General features: G+C 55.8%; 14 protein-coding genes. 6 read left to right on the top strand and 8 right to left on the bottom strand.

What is annotated here, in order from left to right; genetic code table 11:
- Positions 1 to 49: 49 nt before the first annotated feature.
- The 5 genes from Fuma_RS24565 to Fuma_RS24545 form a co-directional block, all read right to left on the bottom strand.
- On the bottom strand, positions 50 to 553 hold the full coding sequence (locus Fuma_RS24565) for an ExbD/TolR family protein (RefSeq protein WP_077026445.1): 504 nt from the start codon (positions 551 to 553) through the stop codon (positions 50 to 52).
- 42 nt (positions 554 to 595) lie between these two features.
- Complete coding sequence (locus tag Fuma_RS24560) at positions 596 to 1069, bottom strand: ExbD/TolR family protein (protein WP_077028530.1); 474 nt, start codon at positions 1067 to 1069, stop codon at positions 596 to 598.
- Positions 1070 to 1263: 194 nt separating this feature from the next.
- Complete coding sequence (locus tag Fuma_RS24555; RefSeq protein ID WP_077026444.1) at positions 1264 to 2118, bottom strand: MotA/TolQ/ExbB proton channel family protein; 855 nt, start codon at positions 2116 to 2118, stop codon at positions 1264 to 1266.
- 379 nt (positions 2119 to 2497) lie between these two features.
- Positions 2498 to 3550 carry a tetratricopeptide repeat protein gene (locus Fuma_RS24550; protein ID WP_145944357.1) on the bottom strand — a complete coding sequence of 351 codons (1053 nt, stop codon included), beginning with the start codon at positions 3548 to 3550 and terminating at the stop codon, positions 2498 to 2500.
- Positions 3551 to 3634: 84 nt separating this feature from the next.
- On the bottom strand, positions 3635 to 7330 hold the full coding sequence (locus tag Fuma_RS24545; protein WP_145944356.1) for a tetratricopeptide repeat protein: 3696 nt from the start codon (positions 7328 to 7330) through the stop codon (positions 3635 to 3637).
- Positions 7331 to 7743: 413 nt separating this feature from the next.
- On the opposite strand from Fuma_RS24545, the gene Fuma_RS24540 reads away from it, so the two are divergent.
- Positions 7744 to 9399, top strand: coding sequence for a hypothetical protein (locus tag Fuma_RS24540; RefSeq protein WP_077026441.1), 1656 nt, complete (start codon positions 7744 to 7746; stop codon positions 9397 to 9399).
- Between the two features lie 12 nt (positions 9400 to 9411).
- Here the strand turns inward: Fuma_RS24540 and Fuma_RS24535 are convergent, their stop codons facing one another.
- A complete protein-coding gene (locus Fuma_RS24535) occupies positions 9412 to 10437 on the bottom strand; it encodes an NHL repeat-containing protein (protein WP_077026440.1) in 1026 nt (341 codons plus the stop codon).
- Between the two features lie 233 nt (positions 10438 to 10670).
- Here Fuma_RS24535 and argS point away from each other — a divergent pair, with 233 nt between their 5' ends.
- Both argS and cmoA read left to right on the top strand, forming a co-directional pair.
- Positions 10671 to 12629: an arginine--tRNA ligase gene (gene argS, locus Fuma_RS24530; protein ID WP_077026439.1), complete on the top strand. Its 1959-nt coding sequence runs from the start codon at positions 10671 to 10673 to the stop codon at positions 12627 to 12629.
- A gap of 22 nt (positions 12630 to 12651) precedes the next feature.
- Complete coding sequence (gene cmoA, locus Fuma_RS24525; protein WP_077026438.1) at positions 12652 to 13377, top strand: carboxy-S-adenosyl-L-methionine synthase CmoA; 726 nt, start codon at positions 12652 to 12654, stop codon at positions 13375 to 13377.
- A gap of 41 nt (positions 13378 to 13418) precedes the next feature.
- On the opposite strand, the gene Fuma_RS24520 is transcribed toward cmoA, so the two are convergent.
- Positions 13419 to 14135 (bottom strand): pyridoxine 5'-phosphate synthase, encoded by a 717-nt coding sequence (locus Fuma_RS24520; RefSeq protein ID WP_077028529.1) that lies wholly within the window; start codon positions 14133 to 14135, stop codon positions 13419 to 13421.
- Positions 14136 to 14588: 453 nt separating this feature from the next.
- Between Fuma_RS24520 and Fuma_RS24515 the strand changes: the two genes are divergently transcribed.
- The 3 genes from Fuma_RS24515 (at position 14589) to Fuma_RS24505 (ending at position 20355) form a co-directional block, all read left to right on the top strand.
- Positions 14589 to 15365 (top strand): ABC transporter ATP-binding protein, encoded by a 777-nt coding sequence (locus Fuma_RS24515; protein ID WP_077026437.1) that lies wholly within the window; start codon positions 14589 to 14591, stop codon positions 15363 to 15365.
- A 68-nt stretch (positions 15366 to 15433) separates the two neighbouring features.
- On the top strand, positions 15434 to 18193 hold the full coding sequence (locus Fuma_RS24510) for a Gldg family protein (RefSeq protein WP_077026436.1): 2760 nt from the start codon (positions 15434 to 15436) through the stop codon (positions 18191 to 18193).
- A gap of 98 nt (positions 18194 to 18291) precedes the next feature.
- Positions 18292 to 20355: a DUF4340 domain-containing protein gene (locus Fuma_RS24505; protein WP_077026435.1), complete on the top strand. Its 2064-nt coding sequence runs from the start codon at positions 18292 to 18294 to the stop codon at positions 20353 to 20355.
- A gap of 3 nt (positions 20356 to 20358) precedes the next feature.
- Here Fuma_RS24505 and Fuma_RS24500 read toward each other — a convergent pair whose 3' ends face one another.
- On the bottom strand, positions 20359 to 21591 hold the full coding sequence (locus Fuma_RS24500; RefSeq protein ID WP_158521115.1) for a serine/threonine-protein kinase: 1233 nt from the start codon (positions 21589 to 21591) through the stop codon (positions 20359 to 20361).
- Between the last annotated feature and the right edge of the window lie 67 nt (positions 21592 to 21658).

The raw sequence follows: 21658 nt of genomic DNA, 5'->3' as shown, positions 1-21658 counted from the left end.
GCCCGCAGGCTGTTCGGGCGAATGCAGGCAAACTCAGGGGCTGGTGGGCTCAGTTCTGCTCACGAATCGGTGCGAACTTAATGCGGCTGATGTACCGGATCATCTTGCCGTCCACCATTTTGCCAGAACAGTTGCTGATGGCCGAAATGATGTGACGGTAATCTAGGTTGAAGTCCGGATCGATTTCGACTTCCTGCTTGTCCAGATTTTCAGGACCAGCGGCCTTCAGCGAATTCACGGCCTTCAAAACCTGATCGTTAAGTAAAGCGAAGGCGGCTGGCCCCTGCCCAAGGCTCTGCTGATTGAATTGAAGATCAGCAAGCTGCCCGTCGGCACCAGCAATCAGCCGCACTTTCAGCGGCGGCAGGTCAGCATCTGTAACAGTCGACTGCTGTGGCTTGCCCAGCGGCATGTTGATGTCGAAGTTGCCTTCAGGTTCGACAATTTTGAGTGTCAGCATGAAGAAGATCAGCAACTGAAACACGACGTCGATCATCGGCGCCATTTGCGTTTCAATTTTCTCGCCTTCGCCGCTGCGGTTTCGAATCTTCATGGCGTTACCAACGAACAGTCCTGAATAAAGTTCCGGACAAGCCTACGATTTTTGAGTGGCCTTCAACGCGAATCGCTGAAAGCCAATTTCCTGCTCCTGACACATCTGAATCAGCTTTTGCACCAAGCCGGACGACACATCTGCGTCGGCTCGAATTTCCACCGTGACATCTTCCAAAGGCGTGCCGATGGTTTGGTAGAACTGAGATTCCTGTCGCAGCTTCGTGGCGCTGGCTTCGACTTCGAACTTTTCCCCAGCGAAGAAAATAAACGGCGTCGTGTTAGTGATCTCGCCCTCTTTGTCTCTGTCGAAGCCAAGGTTGATTGTGAACGTGTTTTCGCGTTTGACTTCCGGGGGCTTGGCCAGTTGATCTTTCGGCAAAGTAACTCGTTCGTCGGCCTGCTGCTGTTCGAAGTTGGTGATCACCATAAAGAAGGCAATCAACTGGAACACGATGTCGATCATAGGCGTCATGTCGACATCGGGAGGGCTGGAGCCTGATGACTTGATCTTCATGAAGTCGCCTGTGAATCGAATGAGTGCGTAGAATAATTTGACGTTCAAAAGGCGGTCACGGATTTGCCCGAGCAATAGCCTGTCGAAACTGTCGAATTCCTCGCGACGGCCTGGGAAGGCCATCACATAGTTGAGTCTCTGGATACGTTACCGCCGCAATTCCGAACCGGAAATTGCCAGCAGCAATACCGACACTACGAAGCGGCCGGAGGTTTCTGGCCCTGCTTGCCAACGGCCGCAAAGCGACTCATCAAACCTTCGCTCACCATTCCGATTTCCAGCACCAGCCGCTGAATACGATTTTTCAAAATGCTGTAGAAGATCATCGCCGGAACGGCAATACCCAGACCAATCAGCGTGGTAAACAGGGCAGTTGAAATCCCTTCGGCCAATTCGCTGGGCTTGGGTGAAACGGCACTCGACGCGATCTTGTCGAATGATGCGATCATCCCCTGAACAGTTCCCATCAGACCCAGCATTGGAGCGACCGTGCCGATCAACGCCAGATAGCTGAGACGATGTTCCAGAGCCATGTTTTCGTCTTCGCCCGCTTCCTGCATGCCTTCGACAGCTTCCGGGTAGCCTCGACTTAAACGCCCCATGCCGGACGCGAGAACTCGGGCAACAAACGAATCGTCATTGCGAGCAATTTCGTACGCGCCCTGAAAATCCTTGCCGTTAAGTTTCTGTTCAAACTCTTCCACAAAGTCATTCGGTAGCAAAACGTCGCGTCGTACCTGCAGCAGGTTCATCATGATGAGTGCGACCATCACGAATGACAGGGCCGCGAAGATCAGCATCCAGAACACGCCCAGAGCGTCGATCATCCAGCTCAAGAAGTTGCGGCTTTGCACGTTGGACGTGGCTTCGCCTCCGCCCGCGTCACCAGCCGGAGCAGCATCGGCCGCAGGTGCGGCGTCCTGAGCGACCGCGCTCACGGAAAGGCCCGACAGCGGGATCACCAGCAGGGCAAAAATTGTTGCCAGCATCAATACGCCCCAGCTTTTCAGGGACCGCTGCCGTGATACTCGTTCCATAAGGCTCAGCATGTTGTATCTTCTCCGAATGCCTGAAAGGCCGTAGCCTCAACCGATTCCGCTCGAACACCGATCCGCGAAATGTAGCTACTCAGTTTAGCCGCGTCATCCAATTTACCCGCGCTACCGTGGCGGAACCGAAGTTTTAGTGTGATTGCTACCTAAACCCTCGCTTTTTCGAACATTCCTGCAGTTTGAGGCGGTTTGGCAAACAGCACAGACTTCAACCCATATGCAACATGAGCGTGAAATCGGGGAACGACGGTTGAACCGGTTCTTCGCTCTGGAAGTCCTGTTTAGGTTTCGCACCTGAAACGACATCCGATCGATCAGGTCAGAATGTGCGTTACTCCGAAAATCAGTTTCCGTCAGCGGTTTAATTGTCTGACACCTAGCCGCCTGCCCCGCCCTTTTTGGCCCATGGGCTGTTGGGGTAACGTTCGGTCAGGCGAGCGGACGCTTCGATAGCGCGGTCTTCGTGGCCGGTGGGACCCCACAATTCGGTCAGGCGAGCCAGAGCTTCAGCATGCTGAGCGGGTTCGCCCGGATACAGGACATCAACGTGCAGGTATGCCATGAGTGCCGCTTTCGTCTCATTCTTCTGACGCAAACAGTCGCCTTTGCGGACCCACGCTTCGGCCAATGTACGAGTTTCTGACGCGGGAGATTTGCTGATCACGTCTTCCAGAATGGCGATGGCTTCGTCGACGCTGTTTTGCAGTTGCAGGCACGCGGCTTTGCCGAGCATGCTGTCGTAAAGAGCTCCAGCGGCTGATTCGTCGCCCTGACTTTTTTGAATCACGGAATCGAAGGCGGCTTGTGCGCCCGCTGCATCGCCGGCCTGCAGCAACAGTCGACCGAGATCGACGCCGGCCTGAAGCTGGTAGCCGGTGACCGGTGCCTGCTGAACTTCCTGCAGCAGAGTCTTCGCTTCGTCAACGGCCCCCGCCGCACTTTGCACGGACGCGAGCAGCAGAGTGGCTTCAAGATAGCGAAAGTTCGTCTTGTTCTCGGTGCGGAACTTCTGCAAGACCTCTTGCGCGGCGGCAGCTTTCGTGGGGTCCGCCAATGCCTGCTTGCCCATGATGCGAGCCGTCAGGAACTGCAATTCTGTTTTCAGTCGTTTGTCAGAAACGCCGCTGCGGCTGACTTCCTGAATGATGCTTAACGCTTTTTCCAGACCGCCACTGCGTTCGTTGCTGCGAGCCTGGTTCAGATTAAGCGGTTCGCCGTCGAACCGGACGACTTTCAGATTTGAAACCGCGACCGTCACGTCTCCGCCATTGGAGCGTTCAATCACAATCTTCGTCGGATCCATCGTGGTGAACTTGCCGCGTAACGTCACGTTGTCGCTGCGTCGTGTGGCGGAATCGACAGCGTTTGCGGATGGCAGGCTGATCAAAAGTGCCGCCACGGCCGTTAAGTGAAGTGGTTGTATTTTCATGCGACTGGATTTCTTTTCGGAACCGGCAAGAGCTGAACGAAATGGTAGTAGAAACGTTTGAGACAACAGCACCGTCTGGCGAACTCATCCCTCGTTCGGTGGCGGTTGCGGCGGACGTTTCTTGACTCTCTTCTTCACGACTTTTCGAACGGGCGGGTCATTTCCAACGGGAGGCGACGTTCCAGCAGCCGACGTGCTCAGCCGCTGCACACCTTTCTTCTTCACAACTTTTTTACCGCCTGCTGCGGCTTGCTGAGCTGCCGCTTTGGCTTTGGCTGCCTTTGCCGCTTTGTACTTCACCATCTCTTCCGGCGTGAGAACTCGCTTTTTTCGAGCCGTACCGGGTGTCGCGGCCGCCTTGCTGGCCGTTTTCTTCCGTGGTGGAGCGGCGACGGCCGCTCCCGCTTTATTGCCGGCAAGGCTGCTGAAGTCCGGCGCGTCGCCGCCCGTGGCATCGCTGCCTGTTCCCGGTGGAGGAGTGAATGATCCGCCGGCTGGTGCAAAAGTTCGTCGCCGTTTTTGCGGTTTGCTCATCAGTTTGTAAAACGCAAATCCACCGCCTGCGGCCAGAGCGATTGCCAGCGTCCCCATCAGCCAACCGGGGCCTTCTGACGGCGGCGGCGATTGTGTCACAGGCTGAGGCGTGGCCGCATTATCGGCTTCCTGTTCTTCTGAATTCGCAGCAACATTCTGAGGCGGAAGCTCCAAGGGTTTGGGCCTTTCCAAAGCGACGGCGGCCTGACCAAGATCCACCTGGATGTCCTGATAGAGCTGGTCAAATTTTGCGAACCATGCGTCGTCCAGATCAGGAAAGACCTGAGCGAAAATCGTGATCTCAGCGAGGCCCGACTGCAGCTGCTTTCTGCCGTCGGCGGCTCCCGTTTTGGCGTAACGGTATCGACTGCGAATGTACTCCAGACGAGCTTCCAGGAAGCGGTCTTTGAGATCTTTCCAGTCGGGAGAACTTTGTCGAGCCTGCAGCTTGCTGGTGATTCCGGACCAACCCCAGATCACTTTGTCGACGCCTTTGATCGACGTCAACAGCTTCTCCGGCTGACCGTTCGGGTCTGCTCCCCAGTCGGCCAGCGTGTGCGCGGCTTCGAATTGCACATCCAGCGACAGAGGGCTGGCGGTCAACACATCCTGAGCCAGCGTGACAGCTTCTTCGTAATTTCCCTGAGCTCGTTTGCAGCGAATCAGACGCAGCTTGATGGCAGTGATGGCACCGTCGGCAGCAAGGTTGTTCTGCAGAATTTCCTGATAGGCCTGAGTCGCTTTCTGGAAGTAGGCAGAGGCGGCGGCGGTGTCCTCTTTCACGCCCTTACCGAGTCCAAAGTACGTTTCGCCGATCCACAGCAGCGAGTTGTAATCGGACTGGTCTCGCTGAGCGTAAACTTTTTCAAGGAACTGTTCGAAGGACGAACGCACCTGAGCCAGCCGTTCGGCTTCTCCGGTTTCAGACAGCCGTTCGAGTTCGGCCTGCAACTCCTGGCCAAGCTGCGTGTACACGGCAGTCGTGTCCTGGCCGCCAATTGCCTCCAGCCCATTCATCGTCGCCAGAGCGTTGTCGATTTGTTGTACGCCCACGTAGGCTCGAAGCAGAAGCCGGTACGCCTGCCCGGCGAAGTCGCTGCTTTGAACGCCTTTGTCCGGTCGGCTTTCGCCTTCTGGAACCTGAAGCAGGCTGATGACAGAATTTTCGCCGCCGGACGTTAGCCGCTGAATCGTCTGATCGAAATTGCCGTCCATGTTGTTGATGGTCGCGAGCGAAACTTCAGCCGCCGCCATTTCAGACGTGGGCTTAACGTTGTCGCCCAGCTTTTGACGAGCCAGCGTTAAGCCTTCCTGCAGCAGCTTGGTGGCGTCGGTTTTCCACTTACTGACCGCCGCTTCGTCGTGTTCCGCCTGACCGTCTCCTGATGTGCCTGCAGACAGGGTGCCCGCCGAATTGGTCAGCCACGCCAACCAGTAAGACTGGCCGGCCTGCAATCGGGAGGACGCATAGTCGGACGAATTTTCCGGCACGGTCAAATATGTTTCCGCCGCTTTAAGGGGTTGCTTCAGGTCGCGATAGACCTGGCCCAGACGAATGCGAGCTTCGTTGCCGCGAGCGGATTGCGGATACTGCGATACGATCTGTTCGCAAATCTGTTTCAGCAAATCGAGTTCGAACTCCTGATTGTCGCCTGCGTCGTTGAAGGCCTGCACGGCCGACTGAATGGCGATTTCTGTCGCGTTAAGAGCAGAATCCGGGTGAGTAAGTCGATCTGCGTCCATGCAGTAACGCGACAGAATAATGGCTTCATAGTTTTTGCGCTGCACCATGTAGGCGTAGGACAAAAAGTAGCGTGCCTGAGCGACCGCTTTGGGATCGCTGTCTTCGTCTCGCATGGAAAGTGCGAGTTCAAACATGCGCGAAATTTCGTTCATGTGGGCGTCGCGAGCCTGAATGGCTTTCTGACGTTCGTCGCCAGATTTGGCGTCCTTCACGGCCTGGTCGAGATCCGCTTTTTGCGTGATCAACCCGCTGCCGCGTTCGAAGGCGGTGTCGAAGTCTTTGGGCTCCGCATCCTTTTCGCCAAGGCTGGCGTTGATGCGGCGAGCCATCGCGACGGCCGGTTCGCGATACGGACTGGGAAACTTGGCGACCGTATTGGCATCCGCGATTGTCTGTCGCTTGAGTGCTGTCTGCTGTTTGGCGTCCAGCGTTCGGTCCTTCGAAAGCTGTTCTTCCGCGCGAGCCTTCTCCCACAGAATTCCGAGGCCCTGTTCAGTGTAAAGACGGGAGCGGTTGATTTTGTCGTTTAACCAGCGAGTCGCTTCGTTGATCACAAGCTGATAGTCGCTGCGCTTTTCGTGGTTCAGGCAGATCAACCGAAACTGCAGCGCATATGACTTCAACTGCAGCATCGCCGGATGTTGCGAATCATCGTTAATGATTGTGTTGTACAGCCCCAAAGCGCGACTAATGTCGTCCTGTTCCTGAAAGCACTTACCCATCATCAGGTAGGCGTGCCGCCCAACCGGGAAGCTGCGCCACGCCGACGAAATCGCTTCGAATTCTTCGGACGCCTTGATCAGCGTTTCAGTGCGTTCCTTCGTCCCCTTTTCAAACGTCTGACCGCGTTCGTAGGTGCATCGAGCCAGGTTAAAGGCGGCTTTCAGGTACTTGTAAAAAACGTCCTGCCGCGCTTCGAACTGTTCCGGGTCTTCGGTTTTGTCGATGAAGCTGGGGAACGCTTTTTGTTGAGCGTCATACTGGTCGTGCGATTTTTGGTAGATCGCCTGAGCCTGATCAATCAACGCTCGGGCCTGCGTTTGGATTTCAGCACGACGATCAGCATTCGACGGGGCATCAGCGTCCCACAGTAAAGTGCGAGCTCGGTCCAGCAGCAGTTGGCCCAGCTCGAAGTTGGCATACGCTGCTCGCGGGTGTTGTGGATGTTCGCTGGTGAACTTCTTCAACGACCGTTCCGCTTGTCCCTGAGCCTGCTCGCGGTCTTCGGGAACTCGCAGCGACGAGCCCATTTCGCGGTACGTAATGCCGCGTTCCAGTTCCAGCGTATTCGCAAAATCCTGCGGCAGGTCAGAACGCTGTTGCAGTTGCTCGATGTACTCCAGAGCGGTGTCGAAGTACTTGCGTTGCCGCAGTTTGTCGATGAATTCCGCATGAGGTTCATCGGCGCAAACGGTGCTGCCAACGATGATTAGCAGCAGGATGCCGCAGGCCGCGACTTTTCCAGACAAATGCCGGACCATTCCGGGTCTCAACAGACGCATATTCATTCACTCTCACGCGGTTGGGCCGCATTTGGTTTTAAGCTGTGTTTCAGGTTGTTTGCCCTGCAGCGTTCAGAAGTGCTGAGAATAGACAGTTTCGGCTGGAATCGCAAAGAAATCCTGAACGAGGCACGGTTGTGGAAAGCCGCCCCATCACCTGTACCTTACCCCACGTGCAGCGTAGGGGGAGGTCGAAAAAACGATGCAATATTGAAGCGGCAGCCGGCATTCGGCGACGACCACACTTACTCACCCTGCCCTCACCCGAGCTTGCGTCGCCCGATCGTCCACTCCCACAATAACTTGCGAGAACGGTGGTTGTCGGACAAATCCTCGATTCGATTACCCGTTTGGTATACTGATTATCCCGTATGAAACCCGTCGGGCAACTTTTCCTTTTGTGACTTCGGCCCATGAGATTTCTTTCGCGAAACCTGACGCCCTGGACGTTGCTGGCGGTGATGTCGTTTTCTGCATCCGTATTCGGACAGGTTCAAGACGTCACCGCCGATAAAGCCGCGATGGTGATTCTCGCCCCGGAAGGCCCCGTGTTTGCTGAGCTGCGGATTTCGGTCGACGGCGAAGCCTACCGCCTGTGGGTCACGAAGTTCCTTGCCAGCAAAACGGACATTGACCGAAACGGAGAACTCTCGCTGGCCGAACTGGAACTCATTCCCGCTCGACTACTGCAGCAAACAAAAGCGCGAACCGCTCAACGGTGTCTGCAACAATCCGCCGGCGACAAAAATGCGACCAGCGTTTCCGTGGACCGCTTTACGACATGGCTGGCTGGCGAACTGAGCAAAAGCTTTGACGTTACGGCGGCCGCAATTCAGGCTTCGGAAGCCGTCCGGCTGGCTTCTTTGATCGATCAGGACGGAGACGGCAACGTGTCGCGGGAAGAGCTGGCCGACGGCACGTTCTCGATGCGGTTTCGAGACCTCGACGACGACCAGACCTTCAGCGCGTCTGAGTTGATGCCGTTTCGCGATCCTCGAAACCAACAGGCCGCCGTTACGCCGGACGTGGCAAACCTGCCGTTCGTGCAGCTCAGCGACACAGCGTCGATCGCACGCACCGCAGACCAGCTCGCCAACCGTTACGGGGATTCACAATCATTGCCCGTCGCGAACCTGCGGCTGCCACCGGACATGGTAGCTGCTTACGATCTCGATAAAGACAGCAAACTTTCTGTCGAAGAATGCCGGGCGCTGTTGAAGGCTCCACCCTTTCATTTGACGGCGAATATTCTGTTATCCGATCGTCCTAATCGCAGCGATTTGAAATTCGAAATCTCAGAACACGCCACCGCCTTCTGCACTGCTACAGCAGAACCACGGCGCAAGGGTCGCGTGAAGCTCATCGTCGACGAAATGCAAATCGACGTGCGCGCTCGAGGCGGTAGCGCGACGACCCGCAGCTTTCTGACCAGCTTTATTTTGCAACGCTTCTCCGTCGCGGACGGCGACAAAAACGGCTATGTCACGGAAGACGAGTTCTCCACCATTCAGCAGCAATTGGCTCAAAACCAAATGACGGCTCAATACGCTGATGTCGATCTTAACGGCGATGAAATGCTGTTTCGCGACGAACTGAAAATGTTTATCGAACGCGACGCCATCGCGACTCAAAGCAAAATCGAAGTCACGATTCGGCAGGATGGCAAGACACTGTTCAAACTATTGGACGCCAACGTCGATCGACGACTCAGCCAACGAGAACTTCTGGAAGGCTTTAACGCGCTGCTGGAATACGACGTGAACGGCGACCAGCGATTATCAGAATCTGAACTGGGCACCGCCTACGCATTGAACATTGGACTGGGGCAGGCTCAATCTTTTCGAGTCGACACGATGCAAACCATGGGCATGGAAGCTCGATCGATGGACGCCATTCTCCCTGGCCTGTCGGGGCTTAGCGGTCCGGATTGGTTTCGTCGAATGGATCGCAACCAGGACCGCGACGTATCGATCCGCGAATTCCTCGGCCCTCGCGAAATCTTCGACCAGCTGGACCGCGACCACGACGGCCTGCTAAGCGCGTCTGAAGCGGAGGCACTAGACCAATAGCGCGCCGAACTGCTAACTCTTCACCTTCACCAGCTTCATAATTCGTCCGGACACGTTCCAATCCTGCACGTACAGGTTTCCGTCCTTGTCCCAGTACGAACCGTGAGTCCCGCTGAAGATGCCTTCGATCCAGTCTTCCTGCTTGATGCCGAAGTTCGTTCCTTTCGAGGAATCAGGGTTGTGACCCAGCACGGCGATAATGACGTTGGTCTTATCGAGAATCACGAGTCGGCCGTTCAGGTCCGGCACCGAAACGAAATCGCCCTGCACAGTGGCGGACGTCGGCATTCCCAGACCCGTCATCACGACGTCGATGAATTCACCGTCGAGGCTGTAGTGCAACAGTCGTCCGCGAGGCTTTTCGAATCCGGGCGGTGTGTGGTTGCGGTCGCAAATCAGCAGTCGAGGTGGATCGTAGCGCGTATCCAGCGTCATGCCGTGAGCCGTGTTGAATTCCTTCAGCCCGTTGCCTTTGGAACCAAAGTGCATCAGGTACTTGCCGTTCTTGTCGAACTTGAAAATATGATTGCTGGCATAGCCGTCCGACAGAATGATGTCCCCGTTCGGTGCGACGGTGATGGCCGTGGGATTGAACTTCTTCAGGTCGAGTCCCGATTCTTTGGGAAATGGCAGCTTCAAAACGATGTCGCCGGTTTCCGCGCTGAACTTGATGCCTTCGGCGTTTTTGTTGCGAGCTCCATAGATGAATTCGCCGTCGGCTTCGTTGCGAATTTCCATGTCGTGAATGTTAGAATATTCGTCACCCAGAAACCGGTTGACGATTTTCCCATCCGGCGAAAACACGAACACGCCCAACTGGGCACTCGTGTAAATCCGTCCGGCCTTGTCGATCACGACGGCTCCGTGAGTTGCCCCGATCTGCGATTTCCCGTCCTCACCCAGCCCCCAGCCGGGCACCGTGTCGAAGGTCATATCGCCGCAGCCCATTCGCACTGGCTGAGGTAGTTGAGCCTCAGCGACGGGCAGCAATTGAACGATGCCAAATACAACGGCGATGGCGGGCAGGATTCTTTTCATCAAAGTGGACTCCGGATTTCAGGTATCGGAATTGGGGCCGTGAGCCAGGCATTCAGCGATGCGGGCCAGCCTGCGAGTCTATCGCGAAGAATTCGGGCGGGCAATCGGCGGGCGGTTGGCGACCAATTCTGTGGGCTAACGCTTGCACGAATAAACAGCTATCCTGCGGCCGAAATTTCCCTTGCCCTGCGGCCTGTTCCTGAGTTTATCCAACTGCTTTCACGTCAAACTTCATGAGCATCACCAGTCTTCTACGTTCTCGATTCCAAACCGCGCTGGCTCCGTTGGCGGACGATGTCGCGCCGCTGCTGGAGATGATTCGGCCGTCGCAGGACCCAAAATTCGGCGACTTCCAGGCCAACTGCGCCATGCCGCTGGCGAAGAAACTTGGCAAAGCGCCTCGCGATATCGCTGCCGAAATCGTTGCGGCCCTGGACGTAGCCGATCTGTGTGAAACGCCGGAAGTGGCCGGTCCGGGCTTCATTAACCTGAAGCTGAAAGACGACTGGATTGCCGAACGCGTGCGATCCATCGCCGGGGATGATCGCCTGGGCGTTGCACCCGTTGAGCAGCCGAAGCATGTGATCGTCGATTATTCTTCGCCCAACGTCGCCAAGCCAATGCACGTCGGACACTTGCGCAGTTCCGTAATTGGTGATTCCATCTGCCGAACGCTAAAGTTCGCCGGTCACAAAGTCACTAGCGATAACCACATCGGCGATTGGGGGACTCAGTTCGGCATGATCATCTACGGTTACCGTAACTTCGTGGATGATGCCGCATATCAGGCCGATCCGGTTGCCGAGCTGGCTCGCCTGTACAAACTGGTCAACCAACTTTCTGACTACCATTCTGCCGCTGCCAAACTTCCGGAACTCAAACAGAAGCTGGAACAACAGCAGACAGATCTGGCCGAAGCCGAAGCGGCCGCCGATCCTGCTGACAAGAAGGCGAAGAAGAAACTGAAGAGTGACCGCAAGGCCGTCGACGCGACGCGCGATGCGATCAAATCGGCGGAAGAAAAAATTGCCGTTGTCGACGGTGACGCGGCATTGAAGACTCAGGCGGACGCTCACCCGGACATCGCCAAAGCAGCTCGTCAGGAAACATCAAAACTGCATGCAGGCGACGCGGACAACCAGAAACTGTGGGACGAATTTCTGCCAGCGTGTCTGCAGGCACTTAACCATGTCTACGACCGACTCGGCGTGAAGTTCGACCTGACTTTAGGCGAAAGCTACTACAACCCGATGCTGACCGATGTGGTTTCCGGGCTGAAGGAAAAGGGACTGGCGACGGAAAGCGACGGAGCCACATGCGTATTCCAGCCAGGCAACGACGCTCCGTTTATCGTGCAGAAATCCGACGGGGCCTACACATACGCCACCACTGACCTGGCCACCATCCAGTATCGCGTGGAAGAACTAAAGGCCGACGAAATTCTATACGTCGTGGACAAACGCCAGTCCGAACACTTCAACCTGCTGTTCGAAACCTGTCGGCGGTGGGGTTATGAAAACGTGACGTGTCAGCACGTCAGCTTCGGAACCGTGATGGGCAAAGACGGCAAGCCCTTCAAGACGCGGTCAGGAGACAACGTCGGCCTGGAAAGCCTGATTGAAGAAGCGATCGGCCGTGCGAAATCCATCGTCGATGAAAACGATGACCGTCGCGAAACGCCGATGCTGGACGATTCGCAGCGAGCCGACGTGGCCGAAATCGTCGGCACGGGCGGCATCAAATACGCAGACCTGCATCATAACCGCGACAGCGATTACACGTTCGACTGGGACAAAATGCTGGCCACCAGCGGCGACACGGCGACCTACATGCAATACGCCTACGCCAGAATCTGCGGGATCTTTCGGCAGCTTGAAATTGATCGCGATTCGCTAAAAACGGCAGGCGGCGAAGTGCTGCTGTCGACACCAGAAGAACGCGCGCTGTCGTTGCAGTTGATTCAGTTCGATTCGGCCATTGAATCAGTTTTGACGGACTACCGGCCCAACATGATGACGGCATGGTTGTTCGAAACTGCAGGCCGATTCAGTACGTTTTACGCAAACTGTTCGGTGCAGAAAGCGGAATCGCCGGAGCTGAAAAACAGTCGACTTGTATTGTGCGATTTGATGGCGCGGGCGTTAAAGACTGGGCTGAGTCTGCTGGGCATTCAGACAGCGGAAGTGTTGTAGCCAACATTCGCAGAGAACAACTATGGCACAGGACCGCATCTATTCTGTCCCGCTGCATCACGTTGGGGACTTTGAATTCGACGACGCCGTCGCGGACGTGTTCCCAGACATGATCCGGCGATCCGTGCCCGGCTACGCGTCGATGCTGTCCATGATCGCTCAAACGGCCGAACGGTATTCGCAACCCGCCACCACGTTGTACGACCTCGGTTGTTCGCTGGGAGCCGGCACGGTTCTGTTGCAACAGAATGCGGCCACCGATTGCCGCGTGATCGCGGTCGACAGTTCCGCCGCCATGATTTCGAAGCTGAACGCTCGTCTGGAAAAAGACAACGCCGGCGGTGCGAAGGTCACCACGGTGCAGGCCGACATTCGTGAAGTGCCAATTGAAAACGCATCGGTAGTCGTGCTGAATTTAACGCTTCAGTTTCTGCCGCCCGAAGAACGCACGACGTTAATTCAGAAGGTGGCCGCAGGCATGCAGCCTGGCGGAGCCTTATTGTTGTCAGAGAAAATCTGCTTCGAAGATGCCGCTCAACAACAGCTGATGACCGACCTGCACCACGACTACAAACGAGCCCACGGTTACAGCGACCTTGAGATCGCTCAAAAACGAACGGCCATCGAAAACCGCCTCATCCCCGAAACACTGGCAACTCATGTCGAACGCCTGACCAACGCCGGATTCCGTTCCGTCGCGCCGTGGTTCCAATGCTTCAACTTTTCATCCATCCTCGCGGTGAAGTGATTTGAAGCGGTCGCATTTGACCGGGCTGAATCGTTGAACGTTCAACCCGCCACAAGGTCCTTCATTTCCCGGACCGCTCTTTCGAACCCAACCATCACCGCATGACTGATGATGCTGTGGCCGATGTTGACTTCGTGGACGCCTTCGATCTCAGCGATTGGTTTGACATTGCGATACGTGAGACCGTGCCCCATGTTCAGTACAAGGCCCTGCTGCAGTGCCCAGTTGCTGGCTTCGTGAATGCGGCCTAGTTCGGCGGCACGATCTGTGTCGGACTTCGCGTCGGCGTACGCTCCGGTGTGCAGTTCGACCGCGTCCACTCCCAGTTCGCGAGCGGCTTCGACCTGAGCGACATCCGGATCGATAAACAGACTCACACTGATGTTGCTTTGATGCAGCTGTTCGATGCAATTGTGAATTCGGTCTCGCTGACCAGCGACATCCAAGCCGCCTTCTGTTGTCAGTTCTTCGCGTTTTTCGGGAACCAGCGTCGCCTGGTCCGGCAGAATGTCGAGTGCGAAGTCGACGATCGCCTGTTCGACCGCCATTTCAAAATTCAGTTTCACGCGAATCGTCTGCCGCAGAATTCGTACATCGCGCTCCTGGATGTGACGGCGATCTTCGCGCAGATGCACGGTGATACCGTCGGCCCCGCCCTGCTCTGCCAGCACGGCCGCGTGCACTGGGTCCGGTTCATTGGTAAGGCGAGCCTGACGCAGTGTTGCGACGTGATCGATGTTGACGCCAAGTTGTGGCATGGTGATGGAATCCTTCGTGAGAACAGTGGGTGACGCCGGAAATGTACACAAACCTGACACAGCCGAGAATCGGCCGTTCGCGGTCAGGAATTCGCAATTCTGTTTCCGGAAATGAACGCCAGCGGCAACGTCTCGCGGCAGGGAATCTGCCTGAATCACAGCCACTCACAATGGAATGCGATTTGCACGCCCGGTAAGCTGGCAATCTTACTGCCGTTACGGCAGGATAGAGGGGTTCATAGAACGGACTTCGCTTTCCACTTGTGGAAGTGCCCCGGTCGTCGCGGATTTACCCCGCAACGACTGTGACAAAAATCCGGCGAACCCACCTTTCCTAATCGCCGAACGATACACCGAAACGTTCCACTGGAATCACTTCGGTGCCCACCTCAGACCGACGGCAGCCGCCGGTTTCTACAGTTAATAACCACAAGACAATTCGAGACTTACGCCATGAGTGCGACCTCAGACGTTGCTGAATCGAATGCCGCCCAATCGGCAGACACCGCGACCGACGTGATGATCGAAGCCAGAGGCCTTAGCAAATTCTACGGAGAATTTGCGGCCACTCAGGATGTATCATTTAGCGTCAAGCGTGGTGAAATCTGTGCCTTTCTGGGCCCGAACGGGGCTGGCAAAAGTACAACCATGAAGATGCTGACCGGCTTCCTGGCTCCCAATCGCGGTGAGTCATATCTGGCAGGCATCAACGTGGCGACAGATCGCATCAAAGCCAGCGAGAAGCTGGGATACCTGCCGGAAAATGGCCCGCTGTACACCGAGATGACGCCGGAAGGCATGCTCCGGTATATCGGCGAAGTCCGCGGTGTCAGCGGCAGCAAGCTGTCAGATCGGCTGGCCTGGGTGGCCGACAAGTGCTCGCTGACAGAAGTCTGGCGGAAGCCGATCTCCAAACTGTCTCGCGGCTTTCGTCAGCGAGTCGGGATGGCTCATGCAATGCTGCACGATCCGGAAGTCCTGATCCTGGACGAACCCACCAGCGGGCTCGACCCCAATCAGGTTCACGGAGTGCGGGAACTGATCACTGAGCTGGCCAAAACCAAAACCATTCTGCTGTCGACTCATATCCTGCAGGAAGTACGAGCCGTCTGTCCGCGAGTGGTGCTGATCAACAATGGTCGCATCGTCTTTGACGGACCGACAACGGACCTTGGTTCCAGCGAAGTGGAAATGGAAGAAAAATTCCGTTCGCTGACCAGCGCGGCCTGAGTTTTCTGAGTCCCTCGCCGCATTTTGTTTTCCTTCATTCGTAACCCATCAACAGGCGTCACCACACCATGATTCGCGCAAACGTGATTCTGGCTGTTACCAAACGCAACTTTCGCAGCTACTTCTCAGGCATTCTGGGATATCTGTTTATCATCGTGTTCTGCGTCGCCGCGTCGGTGATGGCTTTCAACTCGCAGTTTTTCGCGTCCAACCAGGCCAATCTGGACCAGCTCAGTCAGCAGTTTCCGCTGCTACTGCTGTTTCTGATTCCGGCCATCACGATGACGACTTGGTCGGACGAAAAGAAGCTGGGCACCGATGAATTGCTGTTCACTCTGCCCGCCACAGAAGTGGAAATTTTGCTCGGCAAATACTTGTCGGTGCTGGGTGTGTACACGGTGGCCGTCCTTTGTTCGCTGGTTAACGGCCTGATTCTAAGCTGGCTGGGGACACCGGATTACTGGCAGTTGCTGTCGTGCTACTTCGGCTATTGGCTTTCCGGTGCGTCGCTACTATCAATCGGAATGCTCGCCTCAGCGCTGACGAACAGCGCCACTGTGGCCTTCGTATTGGGCGTCGTGTTCTGCTGCGTACCAGTCTTCATTGGAAGTCTGTCGCGACTTGCCGAATGGGTGATGACGCTATTCGGATCAACCGGCCAGCTTTACGAACTTCGCACAGCACTTAACGGCCTAAGCCTTGAGCAGCAACTGGTTGACTTCAGTCGAGGCGTGATACCACTGTCGAGCTTCTGCTACTTCGCGTTCCTGACAGCACTCATGCTGTACCTGAATTTCGTCGTCGTTTCAAAGCGACGCTGGAATGCTTCCGAAGCGGTTGGCATGGAAGTTCAGTATGGCACTCGAGCCGTTTGTCTGTGTATCACGTTTGTGAGCCTGCTGGTGATGATCAGCCTGTGGCCAGCTCGAGCAGACTTCACGTCTGAGGGCCTGTTTACGCTTTCGGATGCAACCAAACAGACATTGAACAACATTGAAGATGGCCAGCAGATCACCATTCAGGCCTTCGTGAGCCCCGAAGTGCCAAGCGACTACAGCGAGACGCGCCGCCAGTTGTTGGGCCTGCTGCGAGAATTCGACCTCCGCGGCGGCGGCATGGTGGATGTTCGCCTGGTAGATGTTGAACCCTTCAGTGAGGAAGCCGAAGAAGCTCGCGCACTGGGCGTCGCACCTCAACGGCTTCAATACGAACAGGACGGCAAGTTTGAAGAAGCGGAAGTCTTTCTCGGTGCCGTGGTACAAAGCCCGACGGACAACGTTGAAATTCCGTTCTTCGGCAAAGGCCTGCCGATCGAATATGAACTCACGCGTTCGGTCCGCACGGTCGCTCAGGAAGAACGTCTGACAATCGGCGTGCTGCAAACAGATGCCAACGTCATTTCCGGCGGCGGCATGGGCGGCGGACGTGATTGGGAAATCGTCAATGAACTCCGCAAGCAGTACAAAGTCATCTCCGTGAATCCGTCTCGGCCAATTTTGGCTCCCGACAAAGCGGACGACAGCGAGGATGATGACTCCGACGAAACGGACAAGCCCGCCGAGAACTTTGACGTCTTGCTGGCCATTATGCCGTCGTCTTTGACTCAGCCGCAGATGGACAACTTTCTGGAGTTTGTTAAATCCGGTAAGCCTGTGCTGATCTTCGATGACCCCTGCCCGATTTTCGCTCAAAGTCAGTTCGGGCTATCGATGGCTCCCAAACTGCCAAAGCCGAGTCCCGGTGGTGGCATGATGGGGATGCAACGGCAACAGCCAGAACAAAAAGCAGACGGCGGAGCACTGACATCGCTGATGCGAACGCTGAAAGTCGAATGGGACAATGGCCGCGCCGTCTATGACAAGGCTGAACCTCACCCGCAATTCAGCACGCTACCTCCCGAATACGTGTTTATCTCGCGCGGCGGAAAAAGCAGTCAGGCCTTCAACGATGAGCATCCCATCACCAGAAACCTGCAGGACATCGTGTGTCTTTACACCGGCACCATTCAGGACGCTGGCGGCGACGACGACGTTGAGTTTGAGGCACTGCTGACAACCAGCGGCCAGTCCGGACTGCTCGACTGGGAAGACTATATCTCCCAATCTTTCAGCCCGATGACGATGTCACCGACCGCTCAAATTAACCCAAGCCCAAAGCGGTATGACGATAAATATTCTCACGTCGTCGCGGCTCACATCACCAGCGACGATGACGACACACCTTTGAACGTGGTGTTCTGTTCAGACATTGACATGGTCAGCGATTGGTTCTTCCTGGAACGAAATCGCGGCAACCTGGACATCGCGTTCGACAACGTCACATTCGTTCTGAACGCCGTCGACAAACTGGCTGGCGAAGAAACCTTCATTCCACTCCGCTCACGACGCGCCGAACTTCGAACTTTGACGTACGTCGAAGACGAAACACGCTCGTTGCGAGAGAAGCTGAACAAGGAAGAAAAAGAGGCCGACGAACTGATGACTGATCGCCTGGACGAAGCTCGTAAAGAGCTGCAGGCGGAGGTCGATGAAGTCGAAAAACGGGCCGACCTTGACCCTCGCAGCAAGAGTGCCCTGCTGAAGCAGAAACAGGATCAGCTCAACAGAAAACTGGACCTTGATGAGCAGGAACTGGAGCGAGAGAAGAACGCAAAAATCCGCAAGGCGGGACTTGAGATGAAGCGTGAGATTCGTCGCGTTGAAAACCGTGTGCGAATGTTTGCGTATGTCCTGCCCGCCATCCTTCCCATCTGCTTCGGATTATTGTTTCTGGGTCTACGACAGTTGTCGGAAACGCAATCCATTTCGGCAGAACGACGTCGACGCTGATCTGCCGCTGGCCACTAGTACTTTTCCCCGGAACCGACAGCAAGCTGTCGACCATTCCTGAAATCACGTTACCGCTCGATTTCAACACAGGTTGAGACATGAATCCACTTTCTCGAACCCTCGCTTATGCCGGCACTGCTGGCCTGACTGCCTTGCTGGCGTTCGCGGCATGGTCATTTTCGCAGCCGTCTTCGGTGGAGGGATTTGCCGAAGTTGGTCAGCCGTTCTTCCCCGACTTCGATGACGCCACAACGGCGACCGCCTTGACCGTCGTGGACTATGACAGCGACGAAAAAGATGTGCAGGAGTTTTCCGTCAAACAGAATGACGACGGCCTGTGGGTCATTCCTTCTCACCACAACTACCCGGCGGAAGCCGAAGATCGTCTTGCCAAAACGGCGACGTCACTGTTGGGTGTCGAAAAAACGGCCGTGCAGTCGCGCAACAAAGACGACTGGAAGCTGTATGGCGTGGTCGATCCGGCAGCCAAGGGAACCGAAACCGCAGAGGAACGCGGCACTCGCCTGACGCTAAGCGATGGCAGCGACAATGCCCTTGTCGACCTGATCATTGGTAATCCCGTCGAAGGTCGCGACGGCAATTACTATGTCCGCGAACCGGAAAAGAACACGACCTATATCGCGAAACTGGACGTGGATCTGTCCGCCAAATTCAGCGACTGGATTGAACCCGACCTGCTGAAGATTAACTCCACCGACCTCGTGAAAATCGTGCTGGACAACTACTCCGTCGACGAGCAACGCGGCGTCATCGAAAAGAAAGAGCTGCTGGAATTCTCCAAAGCCGATCTGAAGACATCCGGCGACTGGACTCTGGCAGAACTGAATGAAGACGCAGAAGAACTGGACAAGAGTCCCGTCACGTCAATCGCGAGTAACTTGGATCAACTGAAAATCGTTGGCGTGCGTCCGAAGCCCGAAGGTCTGGATGACAATCTTCGGATCAACCCCGCCGTCAAACAGATTCTGCAGATGCAGATGCAGGCTCAGGGCTACTTCATCGGTGGCGACAAGGACGGCAAAGAGCGTCTATATGCCAACGAAGGCGAACTGATTGCCGGCGCCAGCAACGGCGTCGAATACACCCTGTACTTTGGTGAGATCGCTCGCGGCACAGGCAAAGACATCGAAGTCGGCCTAAGTAAGGAAGAAGCAGCGAAGGACGAAAAGAAAGACGCAGACGAGTCAGAATCCGAAGACGACGCCGATACCGCAGATGCAGATTCATCTGACGAAGAAGACGGACCACGCCGTTATCTGATGGTCAAAGCGGCCTTCAACGAAAGCCTTCTGGGACCAAAACCTGTCGCTCCAACTGAGCCGGTGAAGCCTGCGATTCTTGAAGAAGAAACCAAACCGGAAGACAAAGAGGGGGCGAAGGCAGAAGCGAAAGACGCTGCCAAAAAAGAAGAGCCTAAAAAGGAAGAAGCACCCGAGGAAAAACCGACGGAAGAGAAAGAGGCTCCTCAGGAAGAAGCGACCGAATCTGAAGAATCCGACGCGGATGATTCCTGCGGATTCGAAGATGAACCAGAAGAACAACCTTCTGAGGAAGAGCCAGCTGCCGACGAACCAGCAGCCGACGAGCCCGCTCCGGAAGCCGAAAAAGAGAAGGCCGACGACAAGCCTGAACCAGCCGCCGAAACCAAAAAGGAAGAAGCGGCTGCTGAAAAGAAGCCCGATGAGAAGGCTCCTTCTGACGAAAAGAAATCGGATGATTCCAAGGCTGACAAGCCCGACGACAAGAAGACCGAACCGGCTGCCAAAGCCGACAAAGAAGACGTAAAGCCCGAGAGCAAAAAGGCAGACACTGAAGCTCCGGCGGCCAAGTCAGATAAGGAAGAAGCCGAACCGGAAGTGCCTGAGAAGGATCCGAAGCAGATTGCTCAGGAAGCCTACGATGCCGCGAAGACAAAGTATGATGCCGACAAACGTAAGTTCGACACCGACTTGAAGGCGTACGAGGACAAGGTCAAGCAGGGCAAAGAAAAGGCAGAAGAACTTTCCCGCCGATTCTCAGGCTGGTACTACGTGATTTCGTCGGACAGCTTCGAGAAATTCCGCATCACGCGCAACGACGTGGTCAGCAAAAAAGAAGCGAAGGAAGACACCGAAGCGACAACCGACGAAGCTAAGAAGTAGTCACTACTTCGAGAGGTCAAACTCTGTCGTCATGCCCTTGGCCTGCGACAGAGGTCCTCTCAGGATTTCGGTGGGCTCAAGGCACGGTCCGACAATGCGAGTTGTGCCGCCGGGAACGTTGGCGTGTTGCTGCTGACTGCTTTGCATCGCGTCTGTTTCCATTTCGGCGATCCACTGCCGAAGTTCGCTGGCGTACTCCTGAGACAGCTCAGACCGCACCAGTTCGCGCAGAAACCCGCCTGCCCCGTCGTCCGACAGTTCCGCTTCTTCGGCCGAAGCAAAACGTTGAGCCGGGTCCGGGTGAATCAACTGACGCAACAGCATGATCAGCGACTGGCTGAACGGAAACGTATCCAGCGGCAACAGCGCCGATAGTCGTTCGTACAGCGTGTTCTTTGCTTCCAGCAGTTCAGAATACTGCAGGCCCGCAAACGGCTTGGACCCCGTCAACATTTCCAGCAGCATGTAACCCAGACTCGCCAGGTCTGATTGAGGCGTCGCACGTCCGCCCGACAGAATTTCCGGGGCCGCATATTCCAGCGTACACGGCTGGCCCTGAGGCGGGCGACCCTCCCAGAACGCCGAACCGATATCGATAAGCTTCACCTGCCCGGTTCGCTTCACCATCACGTTGGACGGCTTTAAGTCACAATGGATGACACCCTGGCGATGCAGGGCCGAAACGCCGGTCAGACATTCCCGCAAAATGGCCACAGCCATGCCAGGTTTCAGGCGGCAGTCGACTTCGCCGGACGTCACAATCTGCTTGTTGATCGTTTCCCAACGCCCTTCAGTGACAGCGTCCTGCACAATCTCCAGCGTGTCGCGACGAAGGATGTGCAGCAGGTCGTAGCCGTCGATCCACTCCATCTCCATATAGAAGATGCCGTTATCTTCAATGAAGGTGTGAACGTCGACAAGGTGGTCGTCCTGAATCCGAGCCACCATGGAAGCCACTTCCGTCAGCCGGAACATTTCCTTTTCGTAGGCGGCCGTCGATGAAAACTGGTTGGGCGAAAAGAACTTGAGAGCCACGGGCATGCAGAAGCTGCCTGCCCCGCGACGTTCCGTCAGCAGGACCGTCCCCTGCCCTCCTGTCCCCAGCGTCTTCAGAAAAGGCCGTTCGGTCGCCCAGCCGATGCTTCCTCGTTTTAGAAACGATTCAAACACCGCTTTCCGCTCGCGCAGTTGCCTTGCGTCGTCGGATTCCTCAGGAATTTCGTCAGGTGCGTGCACCAGCGGGTTTTCAGCAATGGGGTAAACAGGAACCAGTCCGGAAAATCTCCAGAACACGGCAGTCTAA

The sequence above is a fragment of the Fuerstiella marisgermanici genome (genome assembly GCF_001983935.1).
Lineage (GTDB): Bacteria > Planctomycetota > Planctomycetia > Planctomycetales > Planctomycetaceae > Fuerstiella > Fuerstiella marisgermanici.
The sequence above is the reverse complement of the archived record's forward strand: the minus strand, read 5'-3'. Positions and strand labels throughout refer to the sequence as shown.

What these genes read in the sequence shown, in the direction of transcription:
- Fuma_RS24520 (WP_077028529.1), bottom strand. Translation starts at nt 14,135, where the DNA reads ATGCCACAACTTGGCGTCAACATCGATCACGTCGCAACACTGCGTCAG.
- Fuma_RS24555 (WP_077026444.1), bottom strand. Translation starts at nt 2,118, where the DNA reads ATGCTGAGCCTTATGGAACGAGTATCACGGCAGCGGTCCCTGAAAAGC.
- Fuma_RS24540 (WP_077026441.1), top strand. Translation starts at nt 7,744, where the DNA reads ATGAGATTTCTTTCGCGAAACCTGACGCCCTGGACGTTGCTGGCGGTG.
- Fuma_RS24565 (WP_077026445.1), bottom strand. Translation starts at nt 553, where the DNA reads ATGAAGATTCGAAACCGCAGCGGCGAAGGCGAGAAAATTGAAACGCAA.
- Fuma_RS24535 (WP_077026440.1), bottom strand. Translation starts at nt 10,437, where the DNA reads ATGAAAAGAATCCTGCCCGCCATCGCCGTTGTATTTGGCATCGTTCAA.
- argS (WP_077026439.1), top strand. Translation starts at nt 10,671, where the DNA reads ATGAGCATCACCAGTCTTCTACGTTCTCGATTCCAAACCGCGCTGGCT.
- Fuma_RS24550 (WP_145944357.1), bottom strand. Translation starts at nt 3,550, where the DNA reads ATGAAAATACAACCACTTCACTTAACGGCCGTGGCGGCACTTTTGATC.
- Fuma_RS24505 (WP_077026435.1), top strand. Translation starts at nt 18,292, where the DNA reads ATGAATCCACTTTCTCGAACCCTCGCTTATGCCGGCACTGCTGGCCTG.
- Fuma_RS24560 (WP_077028530.1), bottom strand. Translation starts at nt 1,069, where the DNA reads ATGAAGATCAAGTCATCAGGCTCCAGCCCTCCCGATGTCGACATGACG.
- Fuma_RS24515 (WP_077026437.1), top strand. Translation starts at nt 14,589, where the DNA reads ATGAGTGCGACCTCAGACGTTGCTGAATCGAATGCCGCCCAATCGGCA.
- cmoA (WP_077026438.1), top strand. Translation starts at nt 12,652, where the DNA reads ATGGCACAGGACCGCATCTATTCTGTCCCGCTGCATCACGTTGGGGAC.
- Fuma_RS24545 (WP_145944356.1), bottom strand. Translation starts at nt 7,330, where the DNA reads ATGCGTCTGTTGAGACCCGGAATGGTCCGGCATTTGTCTGGAAAAGTC.
- Fuma_RS24510 (WP_077026436.1), top strand. Translation starts at nt 15,434, where the DNA reads ATGATTCGCGCAAACGTGATTCTGGCTGTTACCAAACGCAACTTTCGC.